This window comes from Pseudomonadota bacterium, assembly GCA_036141575.1.
Classification (GTDB): domain Bacteria; phylum Pseudomonadota; class Alphaproteobacteria; order UBA2136; family JAPKEQ01; genus JAPKEQ01.
This window is the reverse complement of sequence record JAYZXF010000002.1, coordinates 26,122-48,130: the sequence shown is the minus strand read 5'-3', so window position 1 is coordinate 48,130 and position 22,009 is coordinate 26,122. Positions and strand designations below refer to the sequence as shown.

The window sequence follows — 22,009 nt, the reverse complement described above, 5'->3', positions numbered from 1 at the left end:
AGCGGGGATTTTTAATGCATCAAACTTATGCAGCTGCCGTTGGCGAGCTTTCGTTTTTCGCAAGGTAAGCACCAGTGCTTTCACGGTCAGCAGTAATCGCTTCTTCACCGTTCTTCCAGTTTGCTGGGCAAACTTCACCGTGCTGCTCGTGGAATGCAAGCGCATCAACCATACGAAGCATTTCGTTTACGCTACGACCAAGTGGAAGATCGTTGATCACCATGTGACGCACAACACCATCTTTATCAAGTAGGTAAGATGCACGGTACGTTACGCCACCAGGAGCAAGAATACCAAGCTCGCTTGATAGTTTACGCTCAATGTCACTTACCATTGGGAAGTCAACTTCACCAATACCACCATCGTTGAGTGGTGTACGGCGCCATGCAGCGTGTGAGAATGTGCTATCTACACTTGCAGCAACAACTTTACAGCCACGCTCTTCAAATTGCTTAACAGCTTTGTGGAACGCAACAATTTCAGTTGGGCACACAAATGTGAAGTCTAGTGGGTAAAAGAAAACAACCGTGTAGCCGCCCTTACCGTATTCAGTTACAGAAAAATCATTATCGATGTTACCATCTGGGTTCACCGCGCCAACGCGTACAGATGGGAATTTATGGCCAATCATAAAGCTCATTTTTGACACCCTTTTATTGCAAATTTAGTTTCGTAACGCTAATGTGACTGAACTCTTTTTAGGCGTCAAGCATTAAAATAGGATTTTTGTAGTACCATTTCTTTGACAAAGATTTTTTTTGGCGATAGATTGAGAAAATATTCGATAGAGCTGTTTGGATTCTTATCCAACAGTTATGCTGGAACACTGTTGTTCCAGCCACGCACGAGCACCAAGTAAAACCGCGTTTTTACGCCGGTGAGAGGGCAGTGCTAAAATATATAGAGAAGCGAGAAGGAAAATAAAGCCCATGAGCACACAACATCACAAAATGATTATTCTTGGTAGTGGCCCTGCTGGATGTACAGCAGCAATTTACGCAGCGCGCGCCGGCCACAACCCAGCCCTTATTCACGGCATGCAGCCAGGTGGTCAGCTGACCATTACAACTGAGGTAGAAAACTACCCTGGTTTTGCAGATGTGATTCAAGGCCCATGGCTCATGGAACAAATGCACAAACAAGCTGAACACTGTGGCACTCAAATGATTACAGATTACATCACTGAAGTGAAACTGACTGATGGCGGCATTCAAACACTGATTGGTGACAGCGGTACAACTTACACAACAGACGCCCTTATCATCTCAACAGGCGCCAGCGCAAAATGGCTTGGCCTTGAAAGTGAGCAAAAGTTCATGGGTAAAGGTGTAAGTGCCTGCGCGACATGTGATGGCTCATTCTTCCGTAACCAAGACGTTGCCGTTGTTGGTGGTGGTAACACAGCAATGGAAGAAGCGCTTTACCTTGCTGGCTTCTGTAAGAGCGTGACAATGATTCACCGTCGTGATGATTTCCGTGGTGAAAAGATTCTACGTGAGCGCGTAAAAGCACACGAAAAAATTAACATCCTTTGGGATAGCACAACTGAAGAAATCCTTGGCAGCGATGGCCCAATGGGCGGTGTTGAAGCAGTGCGTGTGAAAAACGTGAAGACTGGCGACACAACAGATGTTGCCATTCAAGGTATCTTTATTGCCATTGGCCACAAGCCAAACACAGACCTATTTGTTGGCAAACTAGACATGGATGAGTACGGCTACCTTACTGTTCCAGCTGGTAAAGTTGAAACAAACCTTAAAGGTGTTTACGCGTCAGGTGATGTATGTGATGACACATACCGTCAAGCTGTCACAGCTGCTGGCCTTGGTTGCATGGCCGCTCTTGATGCTGGTCGCTACCTTGAGAACAAGGAAGCTGAGCACATGCTTAAGGCGGGCTAAATCGTCACATAACCCTTTGAAAGCGGCGCTAAATGCGTCGCTTTTTTCTTGAGTTCAAAGCAAATCTCCGTATGATAAATACACAGAACGACGTTCAATAATAAGAATATATTCAGGATCTAACCGATGAAAAAGATTTTACTTGCCCTCATTCTTCTTGTGGCTGCTGCCGCTGGCGGAAGCTATTTCATGTGGGACTCATACGTAACAAGCAACAAAGATAAACTTGATAAAGCTCTTAAAGAGCAACTGGTTCAAATGCCAGAACTCAACGTCACTTATGACGTTGAAACATCAGGTTTCCCACTTGCTGCAAAATTGACTTACAGCAACATTCGCTCAGAGTTTAAAGACCCTGAAACAGGCATGGTTTTCACAGCAATCATGAATACACCTGTGGTTGCCTCAGCGTCTCTGTTTAGCCCAAATGAAGTTGCCATCACATCTGATAACGCCCTTATCACGGTTGATTTTCCTGAAAACTTCATGGAAGAACTTGGCGAAGAGCCAATGCCAATCACATTCTCTATGGGTTGGGACAGCCTTGTGAGCAAACACAAGATTGACAACATGAACTCTGGTGAAACTGTGATCAAAAATATGAACTTTAAAGCTGGCGCCGAAGCTATGCCAATGACAGCAACAATTGCTAAAGTTCTTTCACGTCGTGACATTACAGAAACGAATGGCCTTGTAAGTGGTAAAGCATACGCACGCATGGATGATATGGAAGTTCGTGTAGCTGTTATCAGTGTTCCAATTGCTCTTTACGAAGTAGATGCTTCATTCACAAACTTCCCTGTTGCCAAAGAACTGCAAAACTTGTCTCGTAAACTTCAACTGAAGTCAGGTGAAAACGTAACAGAAGAAGAATTTAATCAACTCATTGCTGTGGCAAAAGACATGGTACAAAAGATGGTTGATAACGGCTCTAATCTAACACTTAACAAGCTTCGTGTAGAATCTGATGCGCTACAGTTTAACCTTGGTGGTGGCGTAACAGTAACGCCAGAAGCTCTCCTTGATGGCGGCTTTGACGTGAAGGTTTCAGGCATTCAAAAATTTATTGAAATGCTTCCAGCAGACCACCCAAGCAAGCAAATGGCTGGCATGGCAACAATGATGGGTGATGGTGAAAACCTTGAACTCTCTCTTGCCTTTAAAGATGGCATGGTTGTTTTCAACGGTGCGCCAGTTCTCCCAATTCCACCAATCAACACGCTACTGGATAACGTAACATACCCAGAAGGTGGCACCCTCGGCATGAGAGAACCAAACGTGAATTCTCCAATGGATCTTCCTATTCCAGATATGCACGATCACGCACATGAAGGTATGGACGACATGCCTATGGAACACCTGTCTATTGAAATTAACCCCATGGAAGGTGGCGCCACCTTTGAAGGCATGAAAATGGATGAAATCATTTCTAATGTTGAAACAGTAGAAGAAGTTGAAGCTGCTGCACAGGAAGCCATGGACATAATGGAAACAACAATGGAAGAAGCGCCTCAAGTAGAAGAAGTTGTTACTGAAGTAGAAGTGGACCTTCCGCCACAATCAGAAGCAGACTTTGAAGTAACTGAACAAGACCTTCAAAAAATGCTCATGGAGATTGATGAAACCTTGAAGGAGACAAACCTTCCATAAGCTTGAAAGCACATAAAAGAAAGCCCCCAGTTGGGGGCTTTCTCATTTCGTTTATTTACCGTACTTTTCGGCAACCAGATCGTTCAAGGCACCAAAGTCAACCTTACCAGAACCCAGCAGCGGAATTTCTTCCACCACCAAAAACTTAGCAGGAACATTCAAAGGGCTAAGATCTTCAGCCTTAGCCATTTCCTGCAAAGTCTTTTTATCGGCATCCGGATTTTCGGTCACCAGCAAAATTTGCTGACCTTTGCTTTCATGATCAACAGCCACACTTGCATGGTTGAAGTCAGGCCACGCACGCGCAGCCAGATCATCCACCACAGGCAGAGCAACCATTTCACCAGCAACCTTTGCAAAACGCTTGGCACGCCCCTTGATGGTCAAGAAGCCCTGCTCGTCACATGCAACAATATCACCAGTGTCATGCCAACCATCTTCAAAAGGCTCCAGAACACCAGGGTTGGTATCACGGAAATAACCCAACATCACGTTAGGGCCCCTTACAAAGAGACGGCCACCATCTTCAATACCTGGAACAGGATCAAAACGAGCCTCAAGACCAGCAACCAGCCGGCCAACAGAGCCATTTTTATTGTACATAGGCGTATTCACCGCAATCACCGGTGAACATTCCGTTGCACCATAACCCTCGAAAACACCACACATAGGGAATTTTTCACCATAAGTGCGACGAGTTTCGTCTTTCACCTTTTCAGCACCTGCGAAGATCATCCGTACCGAACCAAAGTCCGCCGAGTGAGCTTGTTTAGCATAGCCTTGCAAGAAGGCGTCGGTACCAAACATGATGGTTGCGTTAATATCATACGCAATCATCGGGATCACCTTGTAGTCCAGTGGGTTCGGATACATGAAGGTTTTGACACCCTCCATCACAGGAAGGATCATACCTGCAAGCAGACCAAATGAGTGGAATAGCGGCATAGCGTTCAGCACGGTGTCCTGATGGGTAAAGCCGATCATGGTTTTCATCTGTGCCCGGTTGGACAGCAGGTTTTCATGGCTCAGCACAACGCCTTTCGGCACACCTTCAGACCCAGAGGTAAACAGAACCACAGCAGGGTCTGTCGACTTACGAATCCGGCTGTCCCAGTTTTCATAGGTCAGCGCAGCAGACAGTTTATCAACCGTCGTCACCGTTTCACGGATGTCATCCAGATAGACGATTTTACGACCGGATTCCTCCAGCGTCTTCACGATCTCACCCGGAAGCGTGTTCTTCTTTTCTGCCGCCAACTCAATGAACGTGCGCGAAGTCAGAACCGTTTGAACACCCGCTGTATCACAGCACGACACAACCGTTGCCGGCCCCATTGTAAAGTTCAACATCGCAGGAACAGCACCCATACGGTGCATTGCAAAAAAAGCAACAGCACTACCGGCAGCGTTCGGAAGCATCAGCCCCGTCACTTCACCAGCATTTACAATGCCTTTCAGCTTTTTCTCCAATACACGCGTACCAATCAAAACTGTTTTAAAGTCCAGGGTGATACGCTCTTCCGTCACCGGGTCAATGTTTTCCAGCACAGGATGGTCATAACCATGAAGCTGCGCACTGCGGAACAGTTCACCAAGAAGCGTCTGACCTTTCCAGCCAAAAGTTTCAAACATGGTGCTACGCATTGCGTCATACAGTTGAATGTCTTCACGGGCTGCACGACCGGTTTTCTTTTCCAGTTCAACGGGGTCCGTAAAGGACACGCGAACCTTCGGGAAAGCACGACGACGCAACTTGCCAGACATACGGTTTGCAAACGAGAACTGCAGACCATCCACATGAATCGGGATAATCACAGCATCCGCGTTGTTCACAATCATGGTGGAACCATTTTGAACCTTCATCAGGCTGCCCGTAAAGGCAATACGGCCCTCAGGGAAGATACAAATGGTCCGGCCAGCTTTTACATCAGCCACCATACCTTTCAGCGCCATCGCATTCATCATGTCTACTTTATAGATATCAGCAAACGGTGCGCCAAGGCGCGTGATGAACTTGAAGTGTGGCATCTCCGCTGTTGCGGCATGCATGGCAAAACTGATTTTATCAGGCACGGCTGCAATAATGAAAAACGGGTCAAGGAATGAAGGGTGCGTTGGGCAAAGCAAACGGCGCGGGCCAGCAGCCTTATAGTGCTCAATGCCTTCATACTCAAACCCGAAAGCCATTTTTTGAAAAGCCACAATCGGCGGCTTCACAACGGCACGGATCCAAGAATGAGGCGCAAACGCAAGGAAACTATAAGCTGCAAACAAAATGCCCCAAAGCCACACAGACCCATAAGCATATGTATTTGCAACCCAGCCAACATCTGCGGCCAAGTTATAGAATGCCATACCACCCAAGAAAACCAGCATAACCGGCTTCACAAAGATGACAGACAATGCGCCAAAAGTGATACGCCCAGGCAATAGCTTGAACGCAGCAGCAACAGCGACAATTGCAACAAACCAGTTGCTGGCAACATCCCCAAACAGGGTATTAATACCAACACCAGTCAGCACAAGTCCTGCCAATATGAGCAGTTTGTTAAACATGGAGGGGTTCTCCTCTAGAAGTGAGAGATAGGAAAAAGAGAGACAGATTTACAAATCCGTGCAAATTTATCGTATACAAAGAACCCTGTCAAACGCTTAATAACATTTCATTTTTTTTCATTTTCCGTTAAAGTCGCTGCCATGAAATTATATAAAAGACTCGTGCGCGCCGCACATAAAACCAGTACAAGAGTGACTCTTGTTCATAGTAAATTCCGTAGAGTGACACGCCGCTCTGGGCATTCTATTTTTATTGCAGCGATGCCGAAGTCAGCTTCAACCTATTTAGTACGCTTGATTGAAGAAGCAACAGGCTTTATTCCGCACTCTTACACATACAATCCGCATCAAGAGCAAGACCTCTACCTACCAAGGCTGACAGACGGCTACGGCATGAATACAGTGTCTCACCAACATACAAGACCTTCTCCTAAAAACTTAGATCTGATGGAAAAATTCAATATTAAGCCTGTGATCCTGACACGCAATCTTCCTGATGTGATCATCTCTCACAAGGACCTCCTTCTGAAAGATTCTCTCAACCAGCCTTCTATTCATGCTCCTGAAGAGTTTAAGAGCTGGCACGAAGACAAACAGCTCGATTTTATCGTTGACTTTGCAGGCAGCTGGTGCACGCAGTTTTTAGGGCAATGGCATGAGCATAGAAAAGATGCACTCTGGCTTACCTATGAAGATGTAACCGCATCCCCAGAAAAAGCCCTTGCCCAAGTCCTTGATTACTACAACATCTCATATAAAGATGAAGATATTCAAAAAGCGGTTAAAATCGTTGTAAATTCAGATAAGGAAGGGCATGGCAAAAAGCTCTCAAAAGCACAACTTGACCGCCTCAATCAATTTGCTTCTCACTATCCAGACGCACCCTTAGACCTAAAAACATCGTCTTAAGTCTTACAAAACACTTGCATTTTGTATTCATCTCTCTTATAAAGCATCCAAACCTCTTCTGTATGGCCCCTGTAAAAGTGTTTTAGATGGTCTAAAACCGCCAGCAGAGAGACGAGAAAGGGACAGTAATATGGGTTACAAACTCAAGACTAAAAAATCTGCCGTTCGTCGTTTTTGGAAATCAACAGCGCGCGGTAAAATCCGTCGTGGTATTAAAGGCCACGGTCACTTCCTAAGTAAAAAAGGTCAGGATGCTCACAAGCTTCAAGGTACTGCTATCGTTGACGATAACAACTTTGCAGTAGTTGATAAGCTACTTCCATACCGTAACGCAAAACGTAAGCGTACTAAGGCTCTTAAGCGTGCAATGCGCCGCGAAGCTGCAGCAAACGCTACGGCCAAATAAATTTTGTGCTAGCAAGTAATTTTTAGGAAAGGACACATATTATGACACGTGTTAAGACTGGTATTGTAAGACGCCAACGTCACAAGAAAATTTTGAAAATGGCTAAAGGCTACCGCGGACGTTCAAAGAGCTGTTTCCGCGTTGCTATTGAGCGCGTTGAGAAAGGTTTGCAGTACGCATACCGTGACCGCCGCGCCAAGAAGCGTGACTTCCGTCGCCTATGGATCGTTCGTATTAACGCTGCTGCTCGCCTAAACGGCATGAGCTACAGCCGCTTCATGAACGGCCTTAAGAAAGCAAACATTGAAATGGACCGTAAGGTTCTTGCATGGGTTGCTATGAACGACGAGAAAGCCTTTACAACTCTTGTTGAAAAAGCTAAGTCGGCGCTATAAGCGTAAGCGATTCAAAAGGCCGGCAGAAATGTCGGCCTTTTTTGTATAAAAAACATAGGAAATTGGGTGCGTTTCACCTCATTTTCATATAGGATGTGAAGCTGTTCAAATGGTTTACTAGATGGCTCGCGAAAATTGAGTTTTAGCGAGAACCAGAGCGCAGTGTACTTCATGATACATGAGCACGGGAAGCGCAGATAAAACCAATTTGCAGCACCATATAGAAAACTAGAAACAGCTTTAAAAAAGTATAGGATCATGAACACAGTGAATCTCAGCGCACTTAAAGAACAAAGCTTAGAGAGCATTAATGCCCTTAGCACACCAGCTGACCTCGAGGGTCTGCGTGTCAAACTGCTTGGTAAAAACGGTGAAATTACAGGGCTTCTTAAAACCCTTGGTACACTTCCGCCAGAAGAACGTAAAAGCTTTGGTGGTGAAGTCAACGCTGTACGTGACACTGTTACAAAAGCCCTTGCTGCGCGTAAAGAAAAACTTGATGCCATCGCTCTTGAAGAAAAGCTAAAGAGCGAAACATTGGATATCACACTACCAGCAACACCAACAACGACTGGTAAAATTCACCCTATTTCATACGTGATGGAAGAACTTGAAACAGTGATGGAGCGCATTGGCTTTACAACAGTTCAAGGCCCAGAGATGGAAACAGACTTCTTTAACTTCACTGCGCTTAATATTCCAGAAAACCACCCTGCCCGTCAGGATCATGATACGTTTTACCTAAAGAAAAAAGATGAAAACGGTGAGCGTATGGTTCTGCGCACACAAACATCTAACGCACAAATTCACTCTATGATGGAGCATGGCGCACCACTACGCGTGATGTCTGTGGGTCGTGTGTATCGCTGCGATAGCGACATGACACACACACCTCAGTTCCACCAAATGGAAGCTCTGTGTGTAGATAAAAACATTACTTTTGCAAACATGAAAGGTGTGCTGCACCGCTTCCTCACTGAGTTCTTTGAGCGTGACATTAAGATGCGCATGCGCCCAGCTTACTTCCCATTTGTCGAGCCTGGTGCTGAAATTGATATTGAATGGACATACACAGCTGCAGACGGCACAGAGAAAACACGCTGGCTTGAAATTCTTGGCTGCGGCATGGTGCACCGTAACGTGCTTAAAAATGCTGGTGTAGACCCTGAAGAGTACCAAGGTTTTGCCTTTGGTGTAGGTGTAGACCGCCTCACAATGCTGAAGTACGGTGTGAACGATCTTCGCACAATGTTTGAAGGTAACATTCCATTTACACAGCACTTCGGTATGGACGCCGCTAAGGTGAGAAAATAATTCATGCTTAAAAAACTTGCCCTTATGTTTGGTCTTATAACGTCTGGTTGCTCAGGCGTACAGCCGAGCGCAGACCCACAGCCCGAAATGGACTTTCTTTCATACTTTGAAGGTAAAGTTGATGGATGGGGTGTCATGTACGACTGGCGTGGCCGCGTGACGGATAAGTTCCATATCCTTATGGATGGCAAGATTACAAACCGCGAAAATGGTGACACTCACCTACGCCTTGATGAAACATTTAGTTATTCAGATGGCCGCACAATGGAGCGATACTGGGAAGTCACAAAGAAAGCAGATGGCACATACGAAGCTTTTGCTCCTGAAGTACCAGACGGCGTAAAAGCTGTAGAGATGGGAGATACCATTTCATTTCATTACACATTTAACGCACCAGTTGGAGAGCGTATCATCGCCCTTAAGATGGATGACCGCATGTGGATGATTGACGAAGACACGGTTATGAACAAAAACGTATTTAAAAAGTTCGGCATTAAAGTTGGCGAGCTCAACATTTTATTTAGAAAAAGAATTGAGGGATAAACGCAATGAAATTCACTTACTCATGGCTTAAAGAACTCTTAGATACAGATGTATCTGTAGAACAGCTTTGCTCCGACCTCACACAGCTTGGGCATGAAGTTGAAGAAGTAGAAGACCATGCAGAAAGCCTGAAAAAGGTTGTGATTGGTCATGTACTTGAGCGCACACAGCACCCAGATGCTGATAAGCTTGGCATTTGCAAAGTTGAGGTCGGTGAAGACTCTCCACGCCAAATTGTATGTGGTGCACCAAACGTACGCGCAGGCCTTACTGTTGCGGTAGCTCTAGACGGCGCTGTTCTTCCTGGTGATTTTAAGATTAAACCAACTAAAATCCGTGGCGTTGAATCTAACGGTATGATCTGCTCAGCACGTGAGCTTGAGCTTGGTGAAGACCATGACGGTATTATGGAACTTGAGTGCGATGCAAAACCAGGTAGCGATTTTGCAAGCGCCATGGGCTATGACGATACAACCATTGAAGTGGCCATTACACCAAACCGTGGTGACGCACTCAGCGTTCTTGGTTTGGCTCGTGACCTCGCAGCCCTTGGCACAGGCACACTGAAAGCCCTTCCAACAGCAGAAGGCATGGCCAAGGCTGGTGATGTTTCAGTCAACACAGACACTGAAAACTGCGCCCTCTTCTCAACAGTGAAAATTGAAGGCCTCAAAAACACATCTAGCCCAGACTGGATGCAACAGCGCCTGAAAGCAGCAGGTCAGCGCCCGATTGATGCGATTGTAGATGTAACAAACTATATTGCACTTACATACGGACAACCTCTGCACGCTTACGATATTTCTAAAATGAACGGCCTTACGCTTACGGCTCGTATGGCAACAGAAGGCGATAGCTTTGAAGCCCTTGATGAAAAAACATACACACTGAAAAGCACAGATATTGGTATCTATAATGGTGATACGCTTGTTGGCCTTGGTGGCATCATGGGTGGTGAAACAACAGCTGTTGATGAAAACACGACAGATATTCTGCTAGAAGCCGCGCACTTTGATAAAGACATCATTGCAAGCACTGGCCAACGCCTGATGATTCTGAGTGAAGCACGCCACCGCTTTGAGCGTGGTGTAGACGCCCATGGTTCAGTCAACTTTGGTGCTGTTGCAGCGGGGCTTATTACTGATATCTGTGGTGGTGGTATTAAAGGCCAAGCCGTTGCTGGTGAGGCGCCTGCTGAATCACGTAAGGTAACATTTGATACTTCGCGCATGGAAACATTTGCAGGTCTTGCGGTAAAAACATCTGAGTGTGAATCTATCCTAACGAAGCTTGGCTTCACGGTGAAAGCAACTGGTGGCTCAGTGCTCGAAGTGACTCCGCCAACATTCCGCACAATGATGGACACAGACGCAGACCTGATTGAAGAAGTTCTACGTGTGAAAGGCTACGACCAGATCCCAACGGTTCTGCCTGAACTTCCAGAAGAGAAAACAAAAGCCTCTGCGCCAATGCTCAGCTACGAGCGCCACATGCGCCGCAAGCTGGCAACGCTTGGCTACACAGAAGCCCTGACATACAGCTTCATTAGCCGTGAGCATGCTCGAGCCTTCACAAGCTCTCCTGATACATTGGTTGAACTTGAAAACCCAATTGACCAAGCAACCATGTCAACGCTTCGCCCGTCTCTTGTACCAGGCCTACTGGCTGCACTTAAAGCCGGTATTAGCCGCGGTGAGCAGCATGTAAAGCTTGCTGAAGTGGGTAAAGCTTACGATGAAAAATCTGGTGAAACATGGATGGCCTGCGGCCTTATGTATGGCGCTGGACATGACGCACACTGGCACAACGCCAGCACACCTGCTGATATCTTTGATGTGAAAGCAGATGCCCTTGCTTGTCTTGAAGCCATGCAAGTGCGTGCAGACCGCATGCAGATCTCACGTGACGCGGGTACAAGCTACCACCCTGGCCGTTCAGGCTCTCTGCGTCTTGGTAAAAATGCTTACGCAACATTTGGTGAGATTCACCCAAGCATCCTTAAGAGCTTTGGCATTAAAGGCCGTGTTTGCGTATTTGAAATTAACATTTCCGCATGTGCAAAAACACCAATGAAAGGCGGCGCATACGCCCCTTCTAGCTTCCAAGCTTCTAGCCGTGACTTCGCCTTTGTACTCGATAAAGGCGTAGATGCAGAACAGCTTCTCCGTGCCTTTAACGGTGCAGATAAAACGCTTGTGAAGTCAGTCAGCATCTTTGATGTCTACGAAGGTGACAAACTGCCAGAAGGTAAAAAGTCAGTCGCACTCCGTGTGGTTCTACAATCTGGTGAGAAGACACTCACAGATGAAGAGATCAACACAATCTGTGACAAAGCTGTAAAAACTGTAGAAACAAAACTGGGTGGAGAGCTCCGCGCGTAATGACTGAGAAAACGCTAAAAAACATTCGTAACTTTAGTATTATTGCCCACATTGACCATGGGAAATCAACGCTTGCCGATCGCCTGATTCAGGAATGTAACGCTGTTGATGCTCGTGAGATGCAAGACCAGCTTCTTGATACAATGGACATTGAGCGTGAACGCGGTATTACCATTAAAGCTAACGCTATCCGCCTCTACTACCAAGCCAAAGACGGTGAAACATACCAGCTAAACCTAATTGATACACCAGGACACGTAGACTTCACATACGAAGTCTCTCGCTCTCTTGCCGCTTGTGAAGGTGCACTGCTTGTTGTTGATGCCTCTCAAGGTGTAGAAGCCCAAACGCTTGCAAATGTTTACCTCGCCCTAGATAACGACCTTGAGATTTTCCCTGTTCTGAACAAGATTGATCTACCAGCAGCTGAACCTGAGCGCATTAAAACGCAAATTGAAGAGATTGTTGGTCTTGATACATCTGAAGCTGTTGAAGCCTCAGCAAAGTCAGGCATTGGTATTACAGATATCCTAGAACAAATTGTTGAGAAGGTGCCTGCACCTGTCGGTCAGCCTGATGCTTCACTGAAAGCACTCCTTGTTGATGCTTGGTATGATAACTACCTTGGTGTCGTTCTACTTGTGCGCCTAGAAGACGGCTCTATTAAGAAAGGCCAAAAGGTTCAATTGATGTCTAATGGCCGCAACTACACGGTTGAGCGCGTGGGTGTACTTACACCTCAACTGAGTGTGGTTGAAGAACTGAAAGCGGGTGAAGTAGGTGTCCTCACGGCTGCCATTAAATCGGTTGCCGATGTATCTATTGGTGACACAATTACTGACAGTTACAATCCAACTGAAAAGCCCCTTGACGGTTTTAAGGAAGTTCACCCTCTTGTCTTCTGTGGTCTATACCCAACAGATGGCGCAGACTATGAAAAGTTGAAAGAAGCCTTTGGTAAACTACGTATTAATGATACCTCATTCACATACCAAGGTGAATCTTCTCCAGCCCTTGGACATGGTTTCCGTTGTGGTTTCCTTGGCCTTCTGCACATGGAGATTATTCAAGAGCGCCTTGAGCGTGAGTTTGACCTCGATCTTGTAACAACAGCGCCAAACGTTGTGTACCGCGTGGTACAAAACAACGGTGAAACGATTGAGGTTGAAAACCCAGCAGACCTGCCTGAACCAAACTTTATCTCCCACATTGAAGAGCCGATTATTAAGGCAACAATGCTGATGCCTGAAGAGTTTGTCGGTGGTGTGATTAACTTATGTATTGAAAAGCGCGGTGTTCAGGAGTCTATGACATACCACGGTTCACGTGTGATGTTGGTTTACAAACTGCCTCTTAACGAAGTGGTTCTAGACTTCTATGACCGCCTCAAGAGTATCTCTCGCGGTTACGCCTCATTTGACTATGAGATTGAAAGTTTTGAAGAGAGCCCACTGGTAAAAGTAGCCATTATGGTGAACGGTGAAAACGTAGATGCGCTCTCTATGATCGTACACCGCGACAACGCTGAATTCCGTGGTCGCCAACTGCTTGTGAAGCTCAAAGAGCTCATCCCACAGCAAATGTTTGAAGTTGCTCTTCAAGCTGCCATTGGCGGTAAGATTATTGCCCGTGAAAACGTGCGCGCACTCCGTAAAAACGTAACAGCTAAATGTTACGGTGGTGATATTACCCGTAAGAAGAAACTGCTTGAAAAGCAGAAGAAGGGTAAAAAGCGTATGAAAGCGATTGGTAACGTGGAAATTCCACAAGAAGCTTTCCTTGCAGCCCTTAAGCTGAACGACTAACAAGCTTGCCATTCTACGTAAGATGCCGTACACATACCGTATACGGCATCTTTTTTAATGTTTACAAGGAGAAGAACTATGCAAATTGTGTACGTCCCTGAAACGATTATGGATGAAACTCTACGTCCTGTTCCGACAACACCAAACAGCATCTTTCTTGCAGGCCCTACGCCTCGTGACGAAAAGAACGTGGCTTCTTGGCGCCCTGAAGCGCTAAAGATTCTAAAAGAGCTTGGATTTACTGGCACTGTTTTCATTCCTGAAGCCCGTGGCGGTGGCTGGGCCAATGACTATGACACTCAGGTCAAATGGGAATGGACTGCCCTTGCAGCCTCAGCCTGCGTTGTTGTTTGGGTTCCGCGTGAACTTGAAACCATGCCAGCCTTTACAACCAATGTAGAGCATGGCTTTATCTCAGCATTGCGCCCTGACCGCCTGGCCTTTGGTTACCCTGAAGGCACCCCCAAAAACCGCTACCTTGAGAGCATGGTTACAGATATGGAAGAGTTCCATTCCATTTTTGGAGGCACGCATCATAAGGCCTCTTTTAACTTATCGCGCTCAAGCACACTAGAGGACACCCTTAAAGGTGCAATGCAAAAAGCATCACGCTTCCACTAGTTTAATAACCGATTAAAAAAGGCCGCAACTGCGGCCTTTTTCTTTTAAGCATAGCAAGCTCAAAGAAGAGAGATTTAGGATGTGTTTTTATATTGTGATCAGCCGCAGAGTAGTAAACCTACTTCAGGCTGGAGGAATATAAAAAACCGCCTATAGATCCTTCTTAAAGAGAGACGCCAAACAGGTAACCTATCCCTGCCGTCAATGCCATGGCAAGAATACCCCAGCCAACAACACGACCAATGGCACGCGCCATTGGTGCGCCACCAGCTCTCGCACCAAGTGCACCCAGCACCACCAAAGCAAAGATAGTAGAAACGCCGACACTAAATAGGGCATACTTATGCGCAAAGACAAGCACTGCCAGAAGCGGCACCCCTGCTCCAACAGCAAAGGTAAAGGCTGATGTCACAGCCGCTTGCATAGGCTTTGCTTCACCATGTTCTGTAATACCCAGTTCGTCACGCAGGTGCGCTTCCAGTGCGTTAGACTCACTCAGCTCCTGCGCTGCTTTAAGGGCTGTTTCCTTACTCATACCCCACCCTTCATAAATAAAGGCAAGCTCTCGTAGCTCTGCTTCTGGGTTATGTTCAAGCTCATGCAGTTCACGCTTAATATCCGCATCTTCTAAATCTGATTGAGAACTGACTGAAACATATTCTCCGGCTGCCATAGACATCGCACCCGCCATAAGACCTGCTACACCAGCAAGAAGCACTTCAGGCTTATCTGCGCCTGCTGCAGCAACTCCCATAAGAAGACTGGCCACTGACACAATCCCATCATTCGCGCCCATAACAGCAGCACGAAGCCAGCCTGTACGGTGAATTAAGTGATGTGGTTCAATATGTGTCATAGCATCGTCCTCTTTTATTTTGGCGCTACTATAACACGCCTCTCCCTAAAGAAGAATCTGGAAAACGAAAAGAGAATTTGCATATCTATACAACTCTTGCTAAATTAAATGCATACAAAATCTTTTCCTCCGTTTTCCTGAAGGAAGAATTCCTATGAAATCTTACCTCTTTATCTTAGCAGCAGCGGCTGGCTTGCTATTTTTAGCAGGCGTCCCTTTTGCGACGATTCTTCTGTTTCTGGGCCTTATTGTCTTTGTCTGGTTTGGTGTCACCAAGCTTGGCAACCTTGAACAAAGGCCAATACATGACACATTTGGTGGTCAAACCATTGAACAGCACATCGAACGCTGGGATGATCATATTCGTCGTTGTTTGCCCAATCACCCTAAAACTTACGTCCAAACCTATGGTGTGTATGGCAATGCCCTCTACCCCATTATGGATAAAGACGAAGAAGACAAAGTGATTGGCTATCAGGTTGATTTCCTGATCTTCAATGTGCGCAACCATGCTCATACTCACCGTGAAGGGCGCCTCTCATTTCTCGACGCAGAGCTCAATGATACGCTGAATACGGCTTACCAATTTTGGGAAGAAGTAGACCGCCTGACTGAAGAGCTCAGTAAAGCGAACAGTGACCTTGTTCATGATGAAGTTCTGGAACAACTCAAAGATACCTTCTTTGAGATGTATTACAATATTTATCCAGATGAGCGTCCAACCGAGGACGAAACTCCTGAATAATTCGAAAAAGAAACCTCCCCTATTTGGGGAGGTTTTGCTATATCACAGGCTTTTCATAAAGAAGCTTATCACAGCCCTTTTCCCCTTCAGGAATAAGTGTCCAGCCATCGGCAGGGAGAAACTTCAACATAGAGGTATGTCTCGGCGTTGTTTTAAGCTTGAGAGACGTATAGCCGTTCTCTTTTGCATAAGACATGGTTTCATCCATAATATGGCTCATAACACCCTTACGGCGCCCCTCAGGCACCACACCACCCATCCAGCAGTAAAGAGACCCATCCTCATAACGATCATAGCGCAGAGCGTACCCTACAGGCGCGCCCTCTATGTAAGCAACAAAACAAACATAGCTTTTACCTTTTAAACGCTCTTCAAAGAATGAAAGATTCACGTCCTTCATTTCAGGAATAGCCTTATGAACGAGAACAGCCTCACTAAGTGAGGCTGTTTGAATGTTAGTGGTGCGCTGGTTCACTTGCGCCTTCTCCATGAATTGGAAGCTTGAGACCTTCATACTCAATCTCAACGCGGTCACCAAATTGCTCAACAAATGGCTCGTACTTTGTGTGCCATGAGCCGCCAAGGAATGTCACCATAATAAAGAAGTAACCCACACCCAGAAGAATGATTGCACCTACTGCTTTCATAGAAAGGTTGTACACTTCTGTGTAATCTTTATGAAGGGCCTCTTTATCGTAGTGAAGCTTATCTTCTTTTTTTGCTTTTGTTGCCATAATCTTTTCTCCGTTTCAAACCTTAAGTGAGCCAAATGCCTGCTGTTGCTACAAGAACAACCATCACACCCAGTACAAGAGCAATCCATACATTCATGCTCTTGCGCTGCGCTGCAAATTCATCAAGCCCAGGGCCTTTATCTTTAGAAACTTTTGTTTTAACTGAAGACATACTTAGTAGGCCTCCTTATCCGCTGCAATGACTGGGATTGTTTCAAAGTTATGCTCTGGTGGAGGGCTAGATACCTGCCACTCAAGCGTATGACCTTCCCATGGGTTATCGCCAGCTTTCTTACCTTTTTTCGCAGTATGGAATAGGTTCCACACAAGGAAAAGCTGAGCCAGACCAAAGCCAATCGCACCGATTGTCGCAATCATGTTGATATCCGCGTAAGCTGGGTTGTAATCAGCAATACGACGCGGCATACCCATCATACCAAGGAAGTGCATTGGGAAGAATGTTAGGTTCAATGTAATAAACGTTGTCCAGAAGTGCCAGTTACCAAGGCGCTCGCTCAAGTACTTACCTGTCATTTTAGGGAACCAGTAGTACACACCCGCCATGATAGACATCAGTGAACCTGCCACAAATACGTAGTGAATGTGTGCCACAACAAAGTATGTATCGTGCATCATGTAGTCCACAGGAACACTTGATAGCATCACACCAGACAGGCCACCAATTGTGAACAGGAAGATGAACGCAGTCGCAAACTTCATCGCCACGTTAAAGTGGATTGAACCACCCCACATTGTTGCGATCCAAGAGAAGATTTTTACACCTGTTGGAACGGCAATCAGCATTGTCATAAACATGAAGATCGATTTCGCCATCACGTCCATACCAACCGTGTACATGTGGTGTGCCCATACAAGCAGACCAAGTACCGCAATTGTAGCTGTCGCTGTTACCATGGCTTTGTAACCAAACAGTGGCTTCTTAGACATTGTCGCAATGACTTCAGACACAATACCAAAGCCTGGGAGGATCATAATGTAAACCGCTGGGTGAGAGTAGAACCAGAAAATGTGTTGGAACAGAACTGGGTCACCACCACCTGCAGGGTTAAAGAAAGCTGTACCAAAGTTACGGTCAGTTAGAAGCATTGTAATTGCACCTGCAAGTACTGGTGTACCAAGAAGCATCAACCATGCAGTAATCAGCCATGCCCATACAAATAGAGGCATCTTAAACAGTGTCATACCAGGGGCGCGCATGTTTAGAATTGTTACGATAAAGTTAATCGCACCAAGAATAGAACTTGCACCAGCAAGGTGAACCCCAAGGATCCACATATCAATACCAGGTCCTGGTGAGTAGAGGGCATTTGTAAGAGGTGGATAAATGGTCCAACCTGCTGCGTTTGCACCACCTGGCGCAAAGAGGCTAAGAACCATAAGAAGTGCCGCAAATGGCACAATCCAGAACGTCCAGTTGTTAAGACGTGGAAACGCCATATCTGGCGAACCAATCATGATTGGTACAAAGTAGTTACCAAGACCAACAAACGCAGGAATAATTGCAAAGAAGATCATGAATGTGGCATGCATTGCCGTCATTTGGTTGAACACGTCACCTGTTACGAATTGCACGCCAGGTTTCATAAGTTCAAGACGAATCACTTCTGCCATGATCCCACCAACGAAGAAGAACGTTAGTGCGCTAAGCAGGTACATGATACCGATATCTTTATGGTTTACCGTTGTTAGGTAATACATAAGTCCTTTTTTTACAGGAGCTGTAGATGCCATTTTCATATTCTCTTTCTTTTTTATGCTCGTCATTTATAGCATTAATTTTCGGTCTGTTCAAACAAGGTATAGCCAAAAACAAGCGTGTGAACTTCTTTTGGTAAATCCTCTGTGATGAAAAACTGTAACGGGAGGTTTACATCCTCTCCTGCAGGGTAAATTTGCTCCTCAAAACAGAAGCATTGTTGCAGGTCAATGTAAGCACTCATATCTTCCCCACCTGTTACCCCTTGGCCATTTACAGTATGCACAGCAACACCATTCATACTTTCAGGTGAAAGGTTCTTTGCCTCATACGCTGTGAGGAAGTTTTGGCCAATTTTAAGGCGCGTTACACGTTCCACTGGCGCAAACTCAATCGGAAGGCCTGCTTCAGTATTGGCCATAAAGCGCACAACCACTGTTCTATCTTGTGGCTCTTTTGGCATCGGCTTTGGTTCACCAGCTTTACCAACCATGACACTTGGTGTTGGGATGCCAACAAAATCACAGAAAATTTTATAGAGCGGTACAAATGCGTAACCAAGGCCTAGCATACCCAGCGCTACAAAAAATAAAATAATAAAAAGTCTTACATTTTTACTCATATGAATGTATCCAGTACCATTGCCGCAAAGAGGTATGCGAGGTAATAAAGTGAAAAGCGAAACACATCTGCAGCTTCATCAAACTGCCCCGGCGTTGCCTTTGTTGTTGAACGCATAAGCACCATCGCTTTTTTCAGCCAGATTGCACCCAATACACACGCTGTTGCAAGGTAAATCCAGCTAATTGACTTCCCTGTTGCCATAAGTAGCGTTACAGGAATCAGAATCAACATGTAATACACAATTTGAGATTTGGTTTCATCTTCACCTTTCACAACAGGCATCATCGGCACACCAGCTTTGGTATAGTCACCGCATTTTTTAAGAGCAAGCGCCCAAAAGTGAGGCGGTGTCCAAAGGAAGATAATTGCAAACATCAACCACGGCTCAAGCGCCATCACATCACCGCGCACAGCTGCCCACCCCACAAGCGGAGGAAACGCACCAGCCGCGCCACCAATCACAATGTTTTGCACCGTACGACGCTTCAGCCAAAACGTATAAATAAACACATAAAACAGGTAACCTGCTAACGCCATAAGTGCTGTCATTGGGTTCACAAGAATCCAAAGAAAAGCGGTTGAAAACACACCCAGAAAGATACCGAGAGCCAGAACAGTAGACGGCTTCATACGACCAGATGGAAGCGGGCGGTTCTTGGTGCGATTCATCACCTTATCAATATCGCGATCATACCACATATTCACCATGTTTGCGCCAGATGCACTCATCGCAAGGCCAAAGCATGCAAAAAAAGCAAGAGACCAGCTCATCAGGTCTGTATTTCCACGCGTTGCTACTCCCATAGCACCTGCACATGTAATCACTAAAAGTAGAATAATACGCGGTTTACAAAGCATAATAAGGTCGCGGTAAAGTCCCTTACGCATGGTCTGCCTCCTTGTAGTGGCTACCGCCAGCTGCGCCGTAGTAAATTTTACCAAGCGTACCAATCGTTGCCATGAAGAACAGTGTGCCCCAAGCAAGGTGCGCCACGCTCAAGTGCATGTAGTAATCCGCATAATGAGAGAAGCTGTAAAGCGTCAATACACCCAGTAGAATTTGGCCAAGCAGGAACACTTTAAATGCAATGGCACTCTTTTTCAGTTCAGGGTGAACCTTCTTCACTTTAATAAAGTAAAAGACTGTAAGAAGTGTTGTAAAGAGAGCCAAGTAACGGTGCTTCATATGTAGAAGCTGTTGGAAGTCTTCTGATGGCATCCAATCGCCCATGCAACTCAACAGACCACCACAGCTACCGCCTGCATGTGCACTGCTCACCATTGCGCCCATAACCATTGTAAGGAAAACAGATACAGCGACCAACCATGTAAGAACCTTGGCACCAAACGGCGTTTCAAACTCACCTCTGTTTGGGTTTTCACCTTGGGCAACAAGGCGCTTAATCATAATTAAAGTACTAAAGAAGATCATGGCATTTCCAAGGTGCAAAGCCACACTCCAGTGAATGTTAGACAACCACACAGTAATACCACCCAGTTTCACTTGCACAGCAAGCACAACAAATGACGCCACCGTCCACCAGAAAATAGCAGGACGCACTTTACGCACTTTAACAGCCATCACACCAATACCAATGAGGAAAAATCCAATAATAGAAGCAAGAAGCCTATGTCCCCATTCCATAAAGACTTGGAAGTTTGAGTAACCAGAGCCTTCAGGCGCTGGGAAAGGAATCCACTGACCATAACAAAGCGGCCAATCTGGGCATGCCATGCCACTATCTGTCACACGTACAGTGGCTCCCATAACAATAAGAGCATATGTTAAAAACAATGTTAATTTAACCCATGGCAACATGATTTTTGGCATGTAGATCATCCTATTTTTTATACTTGGCTTCTGTTTTACCTGACGGATACGCAGAGGTCAAAAAAAACTGGACGAAAATCGTCCAGTTTTTGCAACTTCGTTACGTTGAAACTTATTGAGCCGATGCCATTGTTGGAGACGGCATCGTATCAAAATCAACAGGTGCCTCACCATTTTCAGAACGCATCTTGTTGACCCAAGCGCGGTACTCAGCCTTGCTCACAACTTTTACGTTGAAGAACATTTCACCGTGCGCTGAACCACAAAGCTCTGCACATTGGCCAATGTAGTCACCTTCTTTAGGTGCATTAAACCATGCGTAGTTAATACGGCCAGGTACAGCATCAATCTTAAGACCCAGATCAGGCGCATAGAACGCGTGGATCACATCACGGGCTGTAATATGTAAAACGATATCTGTATCTACAGGAACAATGATGTCTTTTACGTAACGATCCACACCAGCTGATGAAAGCTGTTTGTGTGCCTGCGTTGCTTCTTCAGAAGAAATACCGTAATCAGGGTAATCAAACTCCCAACCAAACTGGTAAGCAATCACTTCAACTGTCTCGCCTGCTTCAGGCATTGTACGGATATGCTTCATCGCATCGAAAGATGCCCAAGCAATCACAGCACAAATCAGAACAGGTACAGCTGTCCAAATGACTTCAATCAAGTTGTTATGTGAAAACGTTGCAGGAGTCGGGTTTTTGCTACGTCTGAACTTGTAAACAGCGTAAAGAATAAGAATTTGCACAAACGCGAAAATAACAAGGCAAATCCAGAAAATAAGGTTGTATGTCAGCGTAATTTTTTCAGCAACTGAACCAATTGCAGTCGGGAAACCGAGTGGGTGAGCGGTGTTAACTTCCGCAAAACCAGTTGAAGCTAAAACCAGAGTACATAGTGCTGTTAGCAAAATACGATGCATGAATCTTTTCTCTTATACAGTTTTTATTACCCCCTCTTTGTACCGTATTTTTTGCAAAAAGAAAACCGCCTTTATAGGGCATACCTTTTT

At 45.7% G+C, this 22,009-nt stretch carries 22 protein-coding genes; 11 read left to right on the top strand and 11 right to left on the bottom strand.

Annotated features, from left to right (window positions below; translation table 11 throughout):
- Positions 1-25: 25 nt before the first annotated feature.
- A complete protein-coding gene (locus VX730_01295; protein MEC9291016.1) occupies positions 26-640 on the bottom strand; it encodes a peroxiredoxin in 615 nt (204 codons plus the stop codon).
- 289 nt (positions 641-929) lie between these two features.
- On the opposite strand from VX730_01295, the gene trxB reads away from it, so the two are divergent.
- Together trxB and VX730_01285 are read left to right on the top strand one after the other, a co-directional pair.
- Entirely contained in the window at positions 930-1,901 is a 972-nt protein-coding gene (gene trxB, locus VX730_01290) for a thioredoxin-disulfide reductase (GenBank protein ID MEC9291015.1), read from the top strand.
- Between the two features lie 126 nt (positions 1,902-2,027).
- Positions 2,028-3,551, top strand: a complete 1,524-nt coding sequence (locus tag VX730_01285; protein ID MEC9291014.1) for a DUF2125 domain-containing protein — start codon at positions 2,028-2,030, stop codon at positions 3,549-3,551.
- A 51-nt stretch (positions 3,552-3,602) separates the two neighbouring features.
- On the opposite strand, the gene VX730_01280 is transcribed toward VX730_01285, so the two are convergent.
- The gene (locus VX730_01280) at positions 3,603-6,107 is read right to left on the bottom strand and encodes an AMP-binding protein (protein ID MEC9291013.1); all 2,505 of its coding nucleotides are present in this window, start codon (positions 6,105-6,107) and stop codon (positions 3,603-3,605) included.
- A gap of 141 nt (positions 6,108-6,248) precedes the next feature.
- Here VX730_01280 and VX730_01275 point away from each other — a divergent pair, with 141 nt between their 5' ends.
- The 8 genes from VX730_01275 (at position 6,249) to VX730_01240 (ending at position 14,481) form a co-directional block, all read left to right on the top strand.
- Entirely contained in the window at positions 6,249-7,016 is a 768-nt protein-coding gene (locus VX730_01275) for a sulfotransferase domain-containing protein (GenBank protein MEC9291012.1), read from the top strand.
- Between the two features lie 130 nt (positions 7,017-7,146).
- Positions 7,147-7,422, top strand: a complete 276-nt coding sequence (locus VX730_01270; GenBank protein MEC9291011.1) for a 50S ribosomal protein L35 — start codon at positions 7,147-7,149, stop codon at positions 7,420-7,422.
- A 41-nt stretch (positions 7,423-7,463) separates the two neighbouring features.
- Positions 7,464-7,817, top strand: a complete 354-nt coding sequence (gene rplT, locus VX730_01265) for a 50S ribosomal protein L20 (GenBank protein ID MEC9291010.1) — start codon at positions 7,464-7,466, stop codon at positions 7,815-7,817.
- Positions 7,818-8,084: 267 nt separating this feature from the next.
- Positions 8,085-9,131 (top strand): phenylalanine--tRNA ligase subunit alpha, encoded by a 1,047-nt coding sequence (gene pheS / locus VX730_01260; protein MEC9291009.1) that lies wholly within the window; start codon positions 8,085-8,087, stop codon positions 9,129-9,131.
- Positions 9,132-9,134: 3 nt separating this feature from the next.
- Positions 9,135-9,674 carry a DUF3833 family protein gene (locus VX730_01255; GenBank protein MEC9291008.1) on the top strand — a complete coding sequence of 180 codons (540 nt, stop codon included), beginning with the start codon at positions 9,135-9,137 and terminating at the stop codon, positions 9,672-9,674.
- 5 nt (positions 9,675-9,679) lie between these two features.
- On the top strand, positions 9,680-12,055 hold the full coding sequence (gene pheT, locus VX730_01250) for a phenylalanine--tRNA ligase subunit beta (GenBank protein ID MEC9291007.1): 2,376 nt from the start codon (positions 9,680-9,682) through the stop codon (positions 12,053-12,055).
- Positions 12,055-13,860, top strand: coding sequence for a translation elongation factor 4 (lepA, locus tag VX730_01245; GenBank protein MEC9291006.1), 1,806 nt, complete (start codon positions 12,055-12,057; stop codon positions 13,858-13,860). Before pheT ends, lepA begins: the two co-directional genes overlap by 1 nt.
- Before the next feature lie 78 nt (positions 13,861-13,938).
- The gene (locus VX730_01240; protein ID MEC9291005.1) at positions 13,939-14,481 is read left to right on the top strand and encodes a nucleoside 2-deoxyribosyltransferase domain-containing protein; all 543 of its coding nucleotides are present in this window, start codon (positions 13,939-13,941) and stop codon (positions 14,479-14,481) included.
- 163 nt (positions 14,482-14,644) lie between these two features.
- Here the strand turns inward: VX730_01240 and VX730_01235 are convergent, their stop codons facing one another.
- Positions 14,645-15,337: a VIT family protein gene (locus VX730_01235; protein ID MEC9291004.1), complete on the bottom strand. Its 693-nt coding sequence runs from the start codon at positions 15,335-15,337 to the stop codon at positions 14,645-14,647.
- A gap of 154 nt (positions 15,338-15,491) precedes the next feature.
- On the opposite strand from VX730_01235, the gene VX730_01230 reads away from it, so the two are divergent.
- Positions 15,492-16,082 (top strand): hypothetical protein, encoded by a 591-nt coding sequence (locus VX730_01230; GenBank protein MEC9291003.1) that lies wholly within the window; start codon positions 15,492-15,494, stop codon positions 16,080-16,082.
- 37 nt (positions 16,083-16,119) lie between these two features.
- Here VX730_01230 and VX730_01225 read toward each other — a convergent pair whose 3' ends face one another.
- From VX730_01225 to coxB, 8 genes are all read right to left on the bottom strand, one after another.
- Positions 16,120-16,557, bottom strand: coding sequence for a GNAT family N-acetyltransferase (locus VX730_01225; protein ID MEC9291002.1), 438 nt, complete (start codon positions 16,555-16,557; stop codon positions 16,120-16,122).
- Complete coding sequence (locus tag VX730_01220; protein ID MEC9291001.1) at positions 16,538-16,816, bottom strand: hypothetical protein; 279 nt, start codon at positions 16,814-16,816, stop codon at positions 16,538-16,540. The genes VX730_01225 and VX730_01220 overlap by 20 nt, the downstream gene beginning before the upstream one ends.
- Positions 16,817-16,838: 22 nt before the next feature.
- The gene (locus VX730_01215; GenBank protein ID MEC9291000.1) at positions 16,839-16,988 is read right to left on the bottom strand and encodes a hypothetical protein; all 150 of its coding nucleotides are present in this window, start codon (positions 16,986-16,988) and stop codon (positions 16,839-16,841) included.
- A 2-nt stretch (positions 16,989-16,990) separates the two neighbouring features.
- Positions 16,991-18,568, bottom strand: a complete 1,578-nt coding sequence (gene ctaD / locus VX730_01210; GenBank protein MEC9290999.1) for a cytochrome c oxidase subunit I — start codon at positions 18,566-18,568, stop codon at positions 16,991-16,993.
- A 41-nt stretch (positions 18,569-18,609) separates the two neighbouring features.
- Positions 18,610-19,155, bottom strand: coding sequence for a cytochrome c oxidase assembly protein (locus VX730_01205; GenBank protein MEC9290998.1), 546 nt, complete (start codon positions 19,153-19,155; stop codon positions 18,610-18,612).
- Positions 19,152-20,045, bottom strand: a complete 894-nt coding sequence (locus VX730_01200; protein ID MEC9290997.1) for a heme o synthase — start codon at positions 20,043-20,045, stop codon at positions 19,152-19,154. The genes VX730_01205 and VX730_01200 overlap by 4 nt, the downstream gene beginning before the upstream one ends.
- Positions 20,038-20,988, bottom strand: coding sequence for a COX15/CtaA family protein (locus tag VX730_01195; protein ID MEC9290996.1), 951 nt, complete (start codon positions 20,986-20,988; stop codon positions 20,038-20,040). Before VX730_01195 ends, VX730_01200 begins: the two co-directional genes overlap by 8 nt.
- 112 nt (positions 20,989-21,100) lie before the next feature.
- The gene (gene coxB / locus VX730_01190; GenBank protein MEC9290995.1) at positions 21,101-21,919 is read right to left on the bottom strand and encodes a cytochrome c oxidase subunit II; all 819 of its coding nucleotides are present in this window, start codon (positions 21,917-21,919) and stop codon (positions 21,101-21,103) included.
- Positions 21,920-22,009: the final 90 nt, after the last annotated feature.